The organism is Microbacterium sp. PA5 (assembly GCF_049860775.1).
In the GTDB taxonomy this organism is placed as follows: Bacteria; Actinomycetota; Actinomycetes; order Actinomycetales; family Microbacteriaceae; genus Microbacterium.
Genome location: NZ_CP187567.1, coordinates 970,789 through 985,088, shown reverse-complemented (window position 1 = coordinate 985,088; position 14,300 = coordinate 970,789). Strand labels below are relative to the sequence as shown.

Here is a 14,300-nt window from a genome sequence, read left to right as displayed (position 1 = left end):
CACCCGCTGAGGCGGTGTGCTCGCGACCCTGATCACAGACCGCCCCTCGAGGCGGTCTTTTCGTTCCCGCGACGACCGCCCGACCACACGAAAGGCCCGGCGATGACCGCGAGCCCCGCACCTCTGCCCGCCGCGCTGTCCTCCGCCGTGCACGGCGGAGCCCCGTTCGCCCTCCTCGCGCGCGACGACGCGAGCGTCGAGGTGCTGACCGGTTCGGTCGTCGACGTCCCGCTGCTGGGCGACATCCCGCTCCACGACGCCGACGGCCGTGCGCGCGAGGTCCTCGCGCTCGTGCCGTTCCGTCAGGTCGTCGAGCGCGGGTTCGTCTGCCACGACGACGCGGCGCCGCTGCGGTGCCTCGTCGTCGAGGATCACGCCACGGTGTCGCGCGACGAGGTGCTCCGGACGCTGCCGACGACCGAGATCCCGCTCGGCGGGGCCGGGTTCGACATCCCCGACGAGGAATACGCCGACATCGTGCGTCGCGTCATCGCCGACGAGATCGGGCGCGGCGAAGGGGCGAACTTCGTCATCCGGCGCGACTTCACCGCGACCGTCGAGGTCGACCCCGTGACCGCGGGCCTCACGTGGTTCCGCGCACTCCTGGAGCACGAACGAGGCGCGTACTGGACGTTCCTCGTGGTGACGCCCGGACACGTCGCCGTCGGCGCGAGCCCCGAGGCGCATGTCAGCGCCCGCGGCGGCGTGGTCACGATGAACCCGATCTCAGGCACGTTCCGTCACCCCGCCGGCGGTGCGACCGTCGAGACCCTCACCGAGTTCCTCTCCTCGACCAAGGAGACCGAGGAGCTCTTCATGGTCGTCGACGAGGAGCTCAAGATGATGTCGGCGGTCTGCAGCGACGGGGGCCGCATCACCGGGCCGCACCTGAAGGAGATGTCGCGCCTGACCCATACCGAGTACATGCTGCGGGGGCGCAGCACCATGGACCCGCGCGAGATCCTGCGGGAGACGATGTTCGCGCCGACCGTGACGGGCTCCCCGATGCAGAACGCCTGCACGGTGATCGCGCGCCACGAGCGCTCGCCGCGCGGGTACTACTCCGGCGTCGCCGCGCTCTTCACGCCCCACGGCCGGGACGACGCTGCCGGCGGCGCGGGGCACGACCTCGACGCGCCGATCCTGATCCGCACCGCCTACCTCGAGGACGGCAGGCTGCGTGTGCCGGTGGGGGCCACGCTCGTCCGCCACTCCGACCCGTACGGCGAGGTCGGCGAGACCCATGGCAAGGCGGCCGGCGTGCTGGGCGCTCTCGGCGCCGTCGATCGCGACGCGCCCGCGGCGGCCCTCGACGAGGACGCGCCGACGGCGCAGCCGCGCCTGCTCGCCGACGACGAACGCGTGGCGACGCTCCTGGCCGCCCGCAACGAGCGGCTGGCGTCGTTCTGGCTGAATCCGCAGGACTCCCCCGCCGCCGTCGGCCGCTCCGCGGTCGGCGCCGGGAGGTCGGCGGTCGTCGTCGACGCCGAGGACCGCTTCACGACGATGCTCGCCCACCAGCTGCGGCACCTCGGCTTCGATGTGACGATCGTGCCGTGGACCGATGCCGATCCGGCCGCGATCGACGTCGCCGACCTCGTCGTCTCGGGGCCCGGCCCGGGAGATCCGCGCGATCCGGACAGTGCGCGCCTCGCGCGCATGCGCGCGGTCGTGGACGCGCGGATGTCGTCGGGGCGGGCGCTGCTGGCGGTGTGCCTGAGCCACCAGATCCTCGCCGACCGGCTGGGGATCGATCTGGCGCCGCTGGCGGCGCCGCACCAGGGCCTCCAGAAGGAGGTCGACGTGTTCGGGCAGCCGGCGTCGATCGGCTTCTACAACACGTTCACCGCCCGGGTCGAGCCCGGCACGGCGACGCTCGGTGCGACCGAGATCGCCGCCGATCCCGTCTCGGGCGACGTCTACGCGCTGCGCGGTCCGGGGTACGCGACCATCCAGGGTCACCTGGAGTCGATCCTCTCCCGGGACGGCCTGGAGACGCTCGAGCGGCTGGTCCGTCACGCACTGGACACCGCCCCGAGCGCCGCGCCGGTCGCGGCGCGCTGAGGAGGCCCGGCGACGACGACCGTCCCGCGCGCCGACTCAGCGCGAGAGGCGTTCGGCCAGCAACCGGCGCTCGGCGCGGTTGTCCGTCAGCTCCAGCGCGCGCCGGTCGGCCGCGTCGGCTTCGTCGGTCCGCCCCAGATCGCGCAGGAGCCGGCCCCGGACCGCGTGCCACAGCCGGTAGCCGGACAGCCGCGGGGCGAGCGCGTCGACCTCGGCCAGCGCGGGGCGCGCGCCGGCGACGCGGGCCAGGACGACGGCCCGGTTCAGCGCGACGATCGGCGACGGGTCGTATCCGCGGAGCATGTCGTAGAGCACGAGCATCTGCAGCCAGTCGGTGCGTTCGGCCGACGGCGCGTCGATGTGGCACGCGGCGATCGCCGCATGGAGCTGCCAGCGCCCCGGCGCACGCAGCGCAGCCGCCCGGTCGAGCTCGGCGCGGCCGCGCGCGATGAGCTCGGGGTCCCAGCGGCGACGGTCCTGACGATCGAGCAGCACCAGCTCGCCACCCGCGGAGCGGGCGCCCTCGCGCGCGCGGTGGAACAGCAGCAGCGCGTGCAGACCCGCCGCCTCGGCCTCGCCCGGCAGCTCCTCGGCGATCACCCGCGCCAGCCACAGCGCATCGTCGGCGAGGTCGCGATCGGCCACCGCGTCGGCCCCGGCGGCCAGGTGCGCCGTGTCGTAGAGGACCGACACAACGGTGAGCACGAGGTCGAGACGGTCCGAGCGCTCCGCGGGGCCGGGGATCCGCAGCGGGATCGCGATGGCCGCCATGCGGCGCTTGGCACGCGAGATGCGCTGCCCGACGGTCGCCTCGGATTCGACGGTCGCCCGGGCGATCTGCGCGGTCGTGACGCCGAGGACGGCGCGCAGCGTCAGCGCGAGCTGCGCCTCGGGCGCCAGTGCCGGGTGGCAGCAGCCGAACAGGAGCGGCAGCCGCTCGTCGGTCTCCGTCGGGGTCGGCGGGACCGCCGTCTCGGCCAGGTGCTCCAGCTTGGCGCGGTAGGTCCTGTCGCGACGCAGGCGGTCCAGGGCGTTGTGGCGCGCCGCCTGCAGCAGCCAGCCCCCCGGCCGCGGCGGCACCCCGCGCCGTCGCCAGTCCGCCAGCGCCTCCTCGATCGCCTCGGCCGTCGCCTCCTCCGCGACGTCCAGGCTGCCCGTCGTCGCCGTCAGGATCCCGACGATGCGCGCCGCCTCTTCCCGCACCAGGCGTGCGAGCTCGCGGTCGGATGCCGCGGCGCGGGCGGCCGGACCCGGCGCCGCGGCATCCTCGCGGGTCACTGCTCGAACTGGCTGTAGTCGGTCACCATCGGCCGGATCTCGACCGACGTGCCGGGCATCTCGAGCATCGGCCAGCTCTGGGCCAGCGCGATCGCCGCGTCGATGTCGGGGACGTCGATGATGCTGAACCCGCCGATGACCTCCTTGGCCTCGGAGAACGGGCCGTCCACGACGACTCCTCCGCCGCGGACGGTCGTCGCGGTGTCGGCGGGCTGGAGCTCGGCCCCGCCGTCGGCGATCGCGTCGTCGTGCTGCTGGAACCATTCGTATACGCGGGCGTACAGCGCCGCACCCTGCTGGGCCGACAGCTGCGCATCCGCTTCCGGGGTGGAAGTGAACATGATGACGTACTTCACGGTGGTGTCCTTTCGTCCATGGGAACCGTGTCATCCCCACAGCGAACGGGCAAGGCTGATTTCGACAGCCGCCGCCGAACCCGTCAGCCGAAGAGCTGCACCGGGTTGACGATGTCGGCCAGGATCAGGACGCCTCCCATGACGATGAGCGCCACGACGACGACGAAGGTGACCGGCACCAGCTTGGTCGCGTCGACCGGCGCCGGCGGCGGACGGCGGAACAGCTTCGCCCAGCCGCGCTTGAGCCCGTCCCAGAGGGCGACCACGACGTGCCCGCCGTCCAGCGGCAGGAGCGGGATCAGGTTGAAGACGAACAGCGCGATGTTCAGCCCGGCCAGCAGCTCCAGGATCGCGGCCGCGCGGTTGAGGATCGGCGCATCGACGGCGGCCACTTCGCCCGCGAGGCGTCCGGCCCCCACTACCGAGAGCGGGCCGTTGGGGTCGCGCTCGGCTCCGGTGAACATGTCGACCGCGGTCTGGTACACCTTCGCCGGCAGCTGCCAGATGATGCCCGCGATCTGGCCCGTCCGCTCGAAGGCGGTCTGCGCGCCCTCCCAGATCGGCTGGGGCACGTAGGCGACGGTGGCGGTCATCCCCACGAATCCGACCTCGGCGGTGACGACCTGCCCGTCGGCGCCCATCACCTCGCGCTCGGCGAGCATCGGGGTGACCTGGAGGGTCACCTGCTCGCCGTCGCGGTCGACGACGACCGGGATGCGCTCGTCGGGAGCGGCCTGGATGATGGTCGAGGCCTCTTCGAAAGTCGACACCGGCGTGCCGTCGACCGACACGAGCACGTCGCCCGGACGGATGCCGGCGGCGGCCGCCGGAGACGCGGGATCGCCCTCGGCGCACTCGGTCTGGGTCGACCCCGCCGGAAGGACGCACTCGTTGACCGACGCGACGGTGGTCGTGGCCGTCTGCAGGCCGATCCCCGACAGGACGATCGTGAGCAGGACGATCGCCAGCAGGAGGTTCATGATCGGGCCGCCGAGCATCACGACGACGCGGCGCCAGACCGGGAGCTCGTAGAACGCCCGGCGGCGACCGTCCCCGGTGCCTTCGAGGGTCTCGTCGTTGGCGGCGCGGGCGTCCTGCACCATCGTGGCGAAGAAGCCGCCGCCGAGCCGTCCCTCCCGGCGCGAGGGCGGGTACATCCCGGCCATCGAGATGTAGCCGCCGAGGGGCAGGGCCTTCAGGCCGTACTCCGTCTCGCCGATGCGACGCGACCAGAGCGTCGGGCCGAAGCCGATCATGTACTGGCCGACCCGGACCCCGAACGCCTTGGCGGGAGCCAGATGGCCGATCTCGTGGAGGGCGATCGAGACCGCGAGTCCCACCACGAGCAGGACGACGCCGATGAGGAAAGCGAGGACGGTCACGAGCGCCCACAGTACCCGCGTCAGCTAGGAATTGGCCGCACGGACAACCCGGTCGCGATGACCGCCGCCGTCATGTCGCCCCGTCAGGTCCACGTGTGGTGCACGTGCCACCCGGCAGCCGACGGATACACGTCGAACACCACGCTGACGCCGTCGTCGTCGGTGCCCTGGAAGCGCCAGCCGTAGAACCCGCGCCCGCCCTCGGTGGCTCCCCACACCGAGTCCCGCAACCGGGTCGGCGCGTCGGTGACGCGCCAGCGGCGGCCGGCGTAGAACATCCGCGACGGGATGTCGTCCACCATCCATATCGTCAGATCGTGCTCGTCGGTGGCGTGGGTCATGAGCCCGACAGTATCGAACATATCTTCGATACTCAAGGGCTCGGGTAGGCTCTCCCCGTGGATCGGGATCGACGCGGCGACGGGCACGCGGACCGGACGGCATCGCGCCGCCGCCGTGCGCTGCGCGGTGCGGCCGCCGCCGCCGTCGCGACGATCGTCGCCGGCACCGCCCACACCCTCGCCGGGGGAGGTGCGCCGCCGTGGTGGCTGCTCCTGTCCCTGGCACTGCTGACGAGCCCCGCCGCGGTGTGGCTGGTCGGGCGCCGACCGTCCGTCGCGGGCACCGCTGCGGCCGTCGTCGCCGCGCAGCTCGCCCTGCACGTCGCCTTCGCCGCGGTGGGCACGGGAGACCCGGCGAGCGTTCCGGGCGCCGGTCACTCCGCCGGCCACGCGGTCTCCCCCGCCGTCATGGGCGAACTCGGCCGCTCCCTCGCCTCGGGAAGCCACCTCCACCTCGACGCCGGCATGATCGCCGCCCACCTCATCGCCGCCGTGGCCACGGTGCTGCTGCTCGCCCACGGCGAGCGCGTCGTGCGCGCGATCGCCCGCGGCATCCGCCGTGTGCTCAGCCGCGCGCTGCCCGTGGTCCCGCCACCGGTGATGCCCGCGTCCCGCCAGGGCGCTCCGCTCGCCCCGGCCGCGGCGGTCTTCCTGTCCGTGCTGTCCCGACGGGGCCCGCCCGCGCTCGCGCGCTGACCCCTCCGCGGCCCACGCCGCACCACCGCCGACCGTCCCGCTTCGGGCCCGCGGCGCCCCGTCGATCGACCACAGAAAGCACACCATGACCGTCATCACCCCTGCACGCCGCCGCGCCCGCCTCGCCGGCGGTCTCGCCCTCGCCGCCGCCCTCGTCGTGGCCGCACCCCTCGCCGCGTCCGCGCATGTCCACGTGACCCCCGAGGCGGCGAGCGCCTCGGCGTCGACCCGCCTGTCGTTCGGCTTCAGCCACGGCTGCGACGGCTCGCCCACGACGGCCCTCGTCGTCAACATCCCCGACGGCGTCGACGGCGCCACGCCGGTCGTCGACGGCGCGTGGACCATCTCGCGCGAGATCGGCGACGACGGCGTCGCGACCCAGGTCACGTACACCGCGGTCACCCCGGTGGAGGACGGCCTCAGCGCGGCCGTCGCCCTCGATGTCATCTTCGCGACGTCGGCGGCCAACACCTACGTCGCCTTCCCGGTCGTGCAGCAGTGCGAGACGGGTCAGACCGACTGGATCGAGGTCGCCGAAGACGGCCAGAGCACCGACGACCTCGAGGCGCCCGCGCCCGTCGTCGCCGTCGGCTCCGTCGCCGAGGACGACGGTCACGGGCACGGCGGCGACACGGCCGGCGACGACCACAGCGACGCCGACCACGCCGAGGACGACGCCGACACCGCTGCGCAGACCGGCGCCCAGGCAGACCCGGTCGCGCGCTGGCTCTCCGCCGGCGCCCTCGTGGCCGCCCTCGCCGCGCTGGGTGTGACCCTGCTGCGTCGCCGCCGCTCCTGACCGAGAGGGACGACGGCGGGGTCGGGTGAGAGGATGGAGGCGCTATGGCCGACATCGCCCCGACCCCGCCCGTCCTGCGTCCCGAGCACCCGCCGCGTCGCCGGCTGACGGAGCTCGCCGAGCGGTTCGCCGCCCGCACGATCGGCGACCTCGCCGAGGTGGAGGCGACCGGCATCACCCTCGCCACCGCTGATCTGCGCCCCGGCGAGGTCTTCGTCGCGGTGCCGGGCGCACGCCGCCACGGTGCGGAGTTCGCCGCCGACGCGGTCTCCCGCGGTGCGGTCGCCGTCGTGACCGACGAGGCGGGCGCGCAGCCGGCGGCCGCCGCCGGGGTCCCGGTGCTCGTGGTGGACGACCCGCGCGCCCGCCTCGGCGCGATCTCGGCGTGGATGTACGGGACGGACGCCGACATGCCGCTGCTGCTGGCCATCACCGGCACCAACGGCAAGACGAGCGTCTCGCACCTGGTCGAAGGCATCCTGCGCGGTCTCGGAAAGGTGACCGGGCTGTCCTCCACCGCCGAGCGCCACATCGCCGACCAGGTCATCCCCTCGCGGCTCACGACCCCGGAGGCCTCCGAGATGCACGCACTCCTCGCCCTCATGCGGGAGCGCGGCGTCGAGGCGGCGATGGTGGAGGTGAGCGCGCAGGCACTGTCCCGTCATCGCGTGGACGGTCTCGTCTTCGACGTCGCCGGCTTCACCAACCTCACTCACGATCACCTCGACGACTACGGCGACATGGCGACCTACCTCGAGGCCAAGCTCGCGCTGTTCCGGCCCGACCGCTCGCGCCGTGGGGCCGTGTGCGTCGACGCGCCCGAGGGACGCGAGGTCGCCCGCCGCAGCGAGGTGCCCGTGACCACGGTGCTGACGCCGGCGCTGGCCGACGGGCCGGTCGACGCGGACTGGGTCGTCGACATCCTCGACGAGCGCCCGGACGGCACGACGTTCCGGCTCTCCCATCGCGACGGGCGGTCGCTCGTGACCACTGTGCCCGTCATCGGCAGCCACATGGCCTCCAACGCGGGGCTCGCGGTGGTGCTGCTCGTCGAGGCCGGCATCGACTGGGGCGAGCTCATCGCGCTGCTGGACGGCGCGCGCATCCCCGCCGAGCTGCCCGGACGGATCCAGCGCGTCTCCGGCGCACGCGGGCCCGCCGTCTACATCGACTTCGCGCACTCGCCCGACGCGTTCGTGAAGACGCTGGAGGCGGTGCGCCGGGTGACGCCGGGCCGCGTGGTCATGCTCACTGCGGCCAACGGCGACCGCGACGTCACCAAGCGCGAGGACATGGGGCGCACGGCCGTGCTCGGAAGCGACATGCTCGTCGTCACCGATCAGCATCCGCGCTCCGAGGACCCCGCCCTCATCCGCGCCGCCCTCGTGGCCGGTGCGCGCCGGGCGCGACCCGAGGCGGACATCCACGAGGTGACGCCTCCCGAGCAGGCCGTCGCCTTCGCGGTCTCGCAGGTCGCCGAGGGCGATGCGGTGCTGTGGGCCGGACCGGGTCATCAGCACTATCGCGAGATCGCCGGCGTGCGGGTGCCCTTCGACGCGGCCGAGGCTGCGCGGGCGGCGCTCCGGGCCGCGGGCTGGCCGCCCGACGTCGCCTGAGGCCGCCTGACGTCGCCGGACGCTCGGAAGCCGCCGGACGCCGTCGCGGCGTTGTGGGCGGACCACAAGCGATCTTTTTTCCCGGCCCCTCCGTCGACAGAGTTCCACAGCGTCCTGTTGTGGTCTGACCACACGCGCTATCCTGAGGACATCCGGCACGCCGGGCGGGCTCCTCCCCTCGTCGTGACCGATCCCACGAGGAAGCAAGGAAGCGAAATGACCATCGTCACCCCCGCCGCGCAGGACGCTCAGCCCGCCGCCTGGAACGGATTCACGTCCGGACCGTGGCAGGACGCCATCGACGTGCGCGACTTCATCCAGCGCAACTACACCCCCTACGAGGGCGACAGCACGTTCCTCGCCGGTCCCACCGAGCGCACGACGCGCATCTGGGCCACTCTGGCCGCGATGTTCCCGGAGGAGCGCGCGAAGGGCATCTACGACGTCGACGCCCACACGCCCGCCGGCATCACCGCCCACGCCCCGGGCTACATCTCCCGCGAGGACGAGATCATCGTGGGTCTCCAGACCGACGCCCCGCTGCGCCGCGCCATCATGCCCAACGGCGGATGGCGGATGGTCGAGGGCGCTCTCGACACCTACGGGTACGAGGTCGATCAGACCCTCAAGACCGTGTACACGGAGTACCGCAAGACCCACAACCAGGGCGTGTTCGACGCCTACTCCCCCAACGTGCGCGCCGCACGCAGCAGCCACATCATCACGGGACTCCCCGACGCCTACGGCCGCGGCCGCATCATCGGCGACTACCGCCGCGTGGCCCTCTACGGCGTCGACGCCCTCATCGCCGCGAAGAAGGTCGACAAGCTGGGCCTGGACACCACCCCGTTCACCGAGGAGGTCGTGCGCCAGCGCGAGGAGCACGCCGAGCAGATCCGCGCCCTCGGCGAGCTGAAGACGATGGCAGCCTCCTACGGCTTCGACATCTCGGGCCCCGCCACCAACGCCCGCGAGGCCGTCCAGTGGCTCTACTTCGCCTACCTCGGCGCGGTCAAGGAGCAGAACGGCGCCGCGATGTCGCTCGGACGCACCTCCACCTTCCTCGACGTGTACATCGAGCGCGACCTCGCCGAGGGCGTGCTCACCGAGGAGCAGGCGCAGGAGATCATCGACGACTTCGTGATCAAGCTGCGGATCGTCCGGTTCCTGCGCACGCCCGAGTACGACGCGCTGTTCTCCGGCGACCCGACCTGGGTGACCGAGACCATCGGCGGCATGGGCGAGGACGGACGGCCGCTGGTCACCAAGAACTCGTTCCGCTACCTGCAGACGCTCTACAACCTCGGCCCCGCTCCCGAGCCGAACATGACGGTCTTCTGGAGCCCCGAGCTCCCGCAGGGGTTCAAGGACTACTGCGCGCAGGTGTCGATCGACACGTCGGCCGTGCAGTACGAGTCCGACGAGATCATCCGTCCCGCCTGGGGCGACGACGCGGCGATCGCGTGCTGCGTGAGCCCCATGCGCGTGGGCAAGCAGATGCAGTTCTTCGGCGCCCGCGTCAACCTCGCCAAGACCCTCCTCTACGCCATCAACGGCGGACGCGACGAGGTGTCGGGGCAGCAGGTGTCGCCGGTGGCGGCCCCGGTCGGCGACGGCCCGCTCGACTTCGACGACGTCATGGCGAAGTTCGACCTCACGATGGACTGGCTCGCCGAGACCTACGTCGAGGCCCTCAACTGCATCCACTGGTCGCACGACAAGTACGCGTACGAGCGCCTGGAGATGGCCCTGCACGACAAGGACGTGCTGCGCACCATGGCCTGCGGCATCGCCGGCCTGTCGGTGGCGACCGACTCGCTGACCGCGATCAAGTACGCCACGGTCACCCCGGTGCGCGACGAGCGCGGCATCGTCGTGGACTACGTCACGGAGGGCGAGTTCCCCACGTACGGCAACGACGACGACCGCGCCGACGACATCGCCGTCGACCTGGTGGAGCGCTTCATGGCGAAGATCCGTCGTCACCCGATGTACCGCAACGCCCTGCCGACCCAGTCGGTGCTGACGATCACGTCGAACGTCGTCTACGGCAAGGCGACGGGCAACACCCCCGACGGACGTCGTGCCGGCGAGCCGTTCGCCCCGGGAGCCAACCCGATGAACGGACGCGACACCCACGGCATGCTGGCCTCGGCGCTGTCGGTCGCCAAGCTCCCCTACGACCAGTCGCAGGACGGGATCTCGCTCACGAACACCGTCGTGCCGGCCGGCCTCGGTCGCACCAAGGAGGAGCAGATCCACAATCTGGCGGGCCTGCTCGACGCCTACGTCGGCTCCGAGGGGTACCACATGAACGTCAACGTGCTGAACCGCGAGACGCTCGAGGACGCCATGGAGCACCCCGAGGACTACCCGCAGCTGACCATCCGCGTCTCGGGCTACGCCGTCAACTTCGTGCGGCTCACCCGCGAGCAGCAGCTGGACGTGCTGTCGCGGACGTTCCACGGGTCCCTGTGACCCCGGACGCCTCGAGCGCAGAGAAGAGCTGACATCATGGCCGCGACGATGCTCCGTCGCCCCGCGTGCGGCAGCCCTGACCGATCCACCGGACCGGAGGACCTTGCCCTCCCCGACGACGCGGTGCGCCTGGAGCCCCCCCTCCAGGCGCCCGCGCCCGCCGGCCGCCGCGCCGGTGCAGGGCTCGACGGCCTGCACGTGGAGCCGGTCGACCACCACGACCGCCTCGCGGCGATGCGGGAGGGGCGACTGGGGTCCGTCCACTCCTGGGAGCTCGTGACGGCGGTCGACGGCCCGGGCACGCGCCTGACGACGTTCCTCAGCGGCTGCCCGCTGCGCTGCCTGTACTGCCACAACCCCGACACTCTGGCGATGAAGGACGGCACCCCGGTCACCAGCGACGAGCTGCTGTCCCGGATCGCCCGCTACCGCGCGGTCTTCCGCGCCACCGGCGGCGGGGTCACCCTGTCGGGCGGCGAGGTGCTCATGCAGCCGGCGTTCGCCGCGCGGATCCTGCGGGGCGCGAAGGAACTCGGCATCCACACCGCCCTGGACACGTCGGGCTACCTGGGCCGCAACGCCACCGACGAGATGCTCGCCGACACCGATCTGGTGCTCCTGGACGTCAAGAGCGGCGATCCGGACACCTACCGGCGGGTCACCGGCCGCGAGCTGGAGCCCACCCTCCGGTTCGGGCGACGCCTGGCCGAGATGGCCGGCGGCCCCGAGATCTGGATCCGCTACGTGCTCGTGCCGGACCTCACCGATGACCCGGCCGGGATAGATCGCGTCGCGCAGTACGCGGCATCGCTCAACGACATCCGACCGGGAGCGGTCTCCCGCGTCGAAGTGCTCCCGTTCCATCAGATGGGCCGCGACAAGTGGGACGCCCTCGGCCGCACCTACGAACTCGGTGACACCCCGGCCCCGTCCGCGGAGCTCGTGGACCGCGTGCGCGCGCAATTCCGCGCACACGGCCTGACCACCTACTGACGTCCGTCAGTCGGGTCGCCGGTGCCCTCTCGCGCCGGCTGGACCGCTCGACCCGCCCCTTCCGCTTCCAGGGGCGGGACGAGCGGCATGCACGCGTGTGCCCGATCAGCGCGCAGCGATGAGCCGGTCGGCCTCCGCCCGTGCCCACCGCTCCGTCTCGACGAGGCTCTCGCGCGTCAGGGCCGCGGGCGCTTCGTGCAGGTCGACCACCCGGGCGACGACGTCGAGGATGCCGAGGTAGTCCAGTGCGCCGTCGTGGAAGGCGTCGACCGCCTGCTCGTTCGCGGCGTTGAACACCGCCGGGTAGGTCCCGCCCGCGCGCCCGACGCGCTTGGCGAGGGAGACCGCAGGGAACGCGTCGTCGTCGAGAGGCTCGAACGTCCACGACGTCGCCCGCGTCCAGTCCAGCGGCGCGCCCACCCCGGCGACGCGGTGCGGCCAGTCGAGTCCCAGCGAGATCGGGAGCCGCATGTCGGGCGGGGAGGCCTGCGCGATCGTGGAGCCGTCGTCGAACTCGACCATCGAGTGGACGATCGACTGGGGATGCACGACCACATCGATGTCGTCGTACGGCACCCCGAACAGCAGATGCGCCTCGATGATCTCGAGCCCCTTGTTCACGAGCGTCGAGGAGTTCGTGGTCACGACCCGTCCCATGTCCCAGGTCGGGTGGGCGAGCGCCTCGGCGGGCGTGACGCCGGCCAGCTGCTCCCGGGAGCGACCGCGGAAGGGGCCGCCGGAGGCCGTCAGCACGAGTCGCCGCACCTCCGCCGGCGTGCCCGAGCGCAGCGCCTGGGCGATCGCCGAGTGCTCGGAGTCGACGGGCACGATCTGGCCGGGTGCGGCGAGCGCGGTGACGAGGTCGCCGCCGACGATCAGTGACTCCTTGTTGGCGAGGGCGAGGGTGCGGCCGCCTTCGAGGGCGGCCAGGGTCGGGCCGAGCCCGACCGATCCCGTGATGCCGTTGAGCACGACATCGGCCTCGACGTCGCGGACCAGCTGCTCGGCCTCGTCCGCGCCGAGCGCCGTGTCGGCGACGTCGAACTCGGCCGCCTGCGCGGCCATCCCGGCGCGATCGCTGCCCGCGGCGAGACCGACGACCTCGAAGCGGTCGCGGCGCGAGCGGATCACATCGAGGGCCTGGGTTCCGATCGAACCGGTGGAACCCAGGATCACGACGCGACGCATAGCGTCAGCCTAGAGGCCTTCGCCTGTCGGGGGCGCCTCGCGCTCCGCGCTCACTCCGTCTCGACGTGCTGGGCGCCCAGGATGTCGACGACGAACGCGAGGGTCTCGCCCTTCAGGTCGCTCTCGTTGATCTCGCCCTCGCCGTAGCCCTCGGCCGGGGGGATGACGACGAGCACCTGCGAGCCGACCGGGAAGCCGACGAGCGCCTTCTGGAACCCCTCGACGAAGCCCGTGGTCTGCGCGGCGTAGGGCGCCTTGCCGTTCCAGGTCTCGTCGAAGACCTCGCCGTTCGACCAGCGCACGCCCGAGTACTGGATGAGCACGTAGTCGCCGTCCTGGACGGTGTAGCCGTCGCCCTCCTTGAGGGTGGCGACCTCCGTCTCGGTGGGCGGGTCGGCGTCCGGGATCTCGATCGTGGGCGCGCCGTCGTCGGCCAGCGTGACGACCGGCAGGCCCGGGGCCGGGTCCTGCGGCTCGCCCCACGCGGCCGTGGGGACGACCGACAGCAGGTCGACCACGTACACCTCGGAAGCGATGGCCTCGCTGGTCTCGGTGGCCGGGGTGGCCGGGAAGGTCGCCACGACGCGGCTGCCCGGGGCGTTGCAGCCCAGGATCTGACCGAGCGGGCTGTCCGACGAGATCTGCGACGGCAGGAGCTCACCGGGCTCGTAGCCGAGGGTCACCAGCTCCTCGCCCTCGTCCGCGCCGTACGCGGTCAGCGCGTACTGGACGTAGTCGCCGGCCTGCGTCGGCTCGCCGTCGCCCTCCTGCAGGACGGTGGCCTGGAGCTCGTCGACCTGGAGCGGCGCATCGAAGCTGATGGTGGGCGCCGAGCCCACCTCTCCCTCGACCGACACCGACTCCGACGCCGCGCCCGAGGGGGCGATCGCGTCGCACAGGTCGACGGCGGCCGTCGCCGTGCCGGTGGGGGTCGGCGACGCCGTCGTGCCGCCCAGGCCGGAGCACCCGGCCAGCAGAACGGCCGACGCGGCGGCGATGGACACGGTGACGAACGGGCGCAGACGCACGGAAAGACCTCACGATGGCAGGAAGGGGACCCGACCATCCTGTCGCACTTTCTTCTGTCCCGGCTGTGAGAGCTGCCATGC

The 14,300-nt window shown here is 72.6% G+C and carries 12 protein-coding genes; 6 read left to right on the top strand and 6 right to left on the bottom strand.

What is annotated here, in order from left to right; translation table 11 throughout:
- Nucleotides 1-102 precede the first annotated feature (102 nt).
- Complete coding sequence (locus tag ACPWUT_RS04475) at nucleotides 103-2,064, top strand: chorismate-binding protein (RefSeq protein ID WP_284528101.1); 1,962 nt, start codon at nucleotides 103-105, stop codon at nucleotides 2,062-2,064.
- 36 nt (nucleotides 2,065-2,100) lie between these two features.
- On the opposite strand, the gene ACPWUT_RS04470 is transcribed toward ACPWUT_RS04475, so the two are convergent.
- The 4 genes from ACPWUT_RS04470 to ACPWUT_RS04455 form a co-directional block, all read right to left on the bottom strand.
- Nucleotides 2,101-3,342, bottom strand: a complete 1,242-nt coding sequence (locus ACPWUT_RS04470) for an RNA polymerase sigma factor (protein ID WP_284528100.1) — start codon at nucleotides 3,340-3,342, stop codon at nucleotides 2,101-2,103.
- The gene (locus tag ACPWUT_RS04465; RefSeq protein WP_425841066.1) at nucleotides 3,339-3,698 is read right to left on the bottom strand and encodes a YciI family protein; all 360 of its coding nucleotides are present in this window, start codon (nucleotides 3,696-3,698) and stop codon (nucleotides 3,339-3,341) included. Before ACPWUT_RS04465 ends, ACPWUT_RS04470 begins: the two co-directional genes overlap by 4 nt.
- An 83-nt stretch (nucleotides 3,699-3,781) precedes the next feature.
- Nucleotides 3,782-5,080, bottom strand: coding sequence for a M50 family metallopeptidase (locus tag ACPWUT_RS04460; RefSeq protein ID WP_284528097.1), 1,299 nt, complete (start codon nucleotides 5,078-5,080; stop codon nucleotides 3,782-3,784).
- Nucleotides 5,081-5,163: 83 nt separating this feature from the next.
- Nucleotides 5,164-5,421 (bottom strand): hypothetical protein, encoded by a 258-nt coding sequence (locus ACPWUT_RS04455; RefSeq protein ID WP_284528096.1) that lies wholly within the window; start codon nucleotides 5,419-5,421, stop codon nucleotides 5,164-5,166.
- Nucleotides 5,422-5,478: 57 nt separating this feature from the next.
- Between ACPWUT_RS04455 and ACPWUT_RS04450 the strand changes: the two genes are divergently transcribed.
- From ACPWUT_RS04450 to pflA, 5 genes are all read left to right on the top strand, one after another.
- Nucleotides 5,479-6,117, top strand: a complete 639-nt coding sequence (locus ACPWUT_RS04450) for a hypothetical protein (RefSeq protein ID WP_425841061.1) — start codon at nucleotides 5,479-5,481, stop codon at nucleotides 6,115-6,117.
- 85 nt (nucleotides 6,118-6,202) lie between these two features.
- Entirely contained in the window at nucleotides 6,203-6,916 is a 714-nt protein-coding gene (locus tag ACPWUT_RS04445; RefSeq protein WP_425841058.1) for a DUF1775 domain-containing protein, read from the top strand.
- A 44-nt stretch (nucleotides 6,917-6,960) separates the two neighbouring features.
- Nucleotides 6,961-8,532 (top strand): Mur ligase family protein, encoded by a 1,572-nt coding sequence (locus ACPWUT_RS04440; RefSeq protein ID WP_425841055.1) that lies wholly within the window; start codon nucleotides 6,961-6,963, stop codon nucleotides 8,530-8,532.
- Between the two features lie 216 nt (nucleotides 8,533-8,748).
- Nucleotides 8,749-11,010 (top strand): formate C-acetyltransferase, encoded by a 2,262-nt coding sequence (pflB, locus tag ACPWUT_RS04435; RefSeq protein WP_284528091.1) that lies wholly within the window; start codon nucleotides 8,749-8,751, stop codon nucleotides 11,008-11,010.
- Between the two features lie 36 nt (nucleotides 11,011-11,046).
- A complete protein-coding gene (pflA, locus tag ACPWUT_RS04430) occupies nucleotides 11,047-12,003 on the top strand; it encodes a pyruvate formate-lyase-activating protein (protein WP_425841051.1) in 957 nt (318 codons plus the stop codon).
- Nucleotides 12,004-12,108: 105 nt separating this feature from the next.
- Here the strand turns inward: pflA and ACPWUT_RS04425 are convergent, their stop codons facing one another.
- Nucleotides 12,109-13,191, bottom strand: a complete 1,083-nt coding sequence (locus ACPWUT_RS04425; RefSeq protein WP_425841048.1) for a 1-deoxy-D-xylulose-5-phosphate reductoisomerase — start codon at nucleotides 13,189-13,191, stop codon at nucleotides 12,109-12,111.
- A gap of 50 nt (nucleotides 13,192-13,241) precedes the next feature.
- Nucleotides 13,242-14,219, bottom strand: a complete 978-nt coding sequence (locus ACPWUT_RS04420) for an FKBP-type peptidyl-prolyl cis-trans isomerase (protein WP_284528088.1) — start codon at nucleotides 14,217-14,219, stop codon at nucleotides 13,242-13,244.
- Nucleotides 14,220-14,300 lie beyond the last annotated feature (81 nt).

Coding starts and splice junctions, on each gene's coding strand:
- ACPWUT_RS04475 (WP_284528101.1), top strand. CDS start 103: ATGACCGCGAGCCCCGCACCTCTGCCCGCCGCGCTGTCCTCCGCCGTG.
- ACPWUT_RS04455 (WP_284528096.1), bottom strand. CDS start 5,421: ATGACCCACGCCACCGACGAGCACGATCTGACGATATGGATGGTGGAC.
- ACPWUT_RS04445 (WP_425841058.1), top strand. CDS start 6,203: ATGACCGTCATCACCCCTGCACGCCGCCGCGCCCGCCTCGCCGGCGGT.
- ACPWUT_RS04440 (WP_425841055.1), top strand. CDS start 6,961: ATGGCCGACATCGCCCCGACCCCGCCCGTCCTGCGTCCCGAGCACCCG.
- pflB (WP_284528091.1), top strand. CDS start 8,749: ATGACCATCGTCACCCCCGCCGCGCAGGACGCTCAGCCCGCCGCCTGG.
- pflA (WP_425841051.1), top strand. CDS start 11,047: ATGGCCGCGACGATGCTCCGTCGCCCCGCGTGCGGCAGCCCTGACCGA.
- ACPWUT_RS04425 (WP_425841048.1), bottom strand. CDS start 13,191: ATGCGTCGCGTCGTGATCCTGGGTTCCACCGGTTCGATCGGAACCCAG.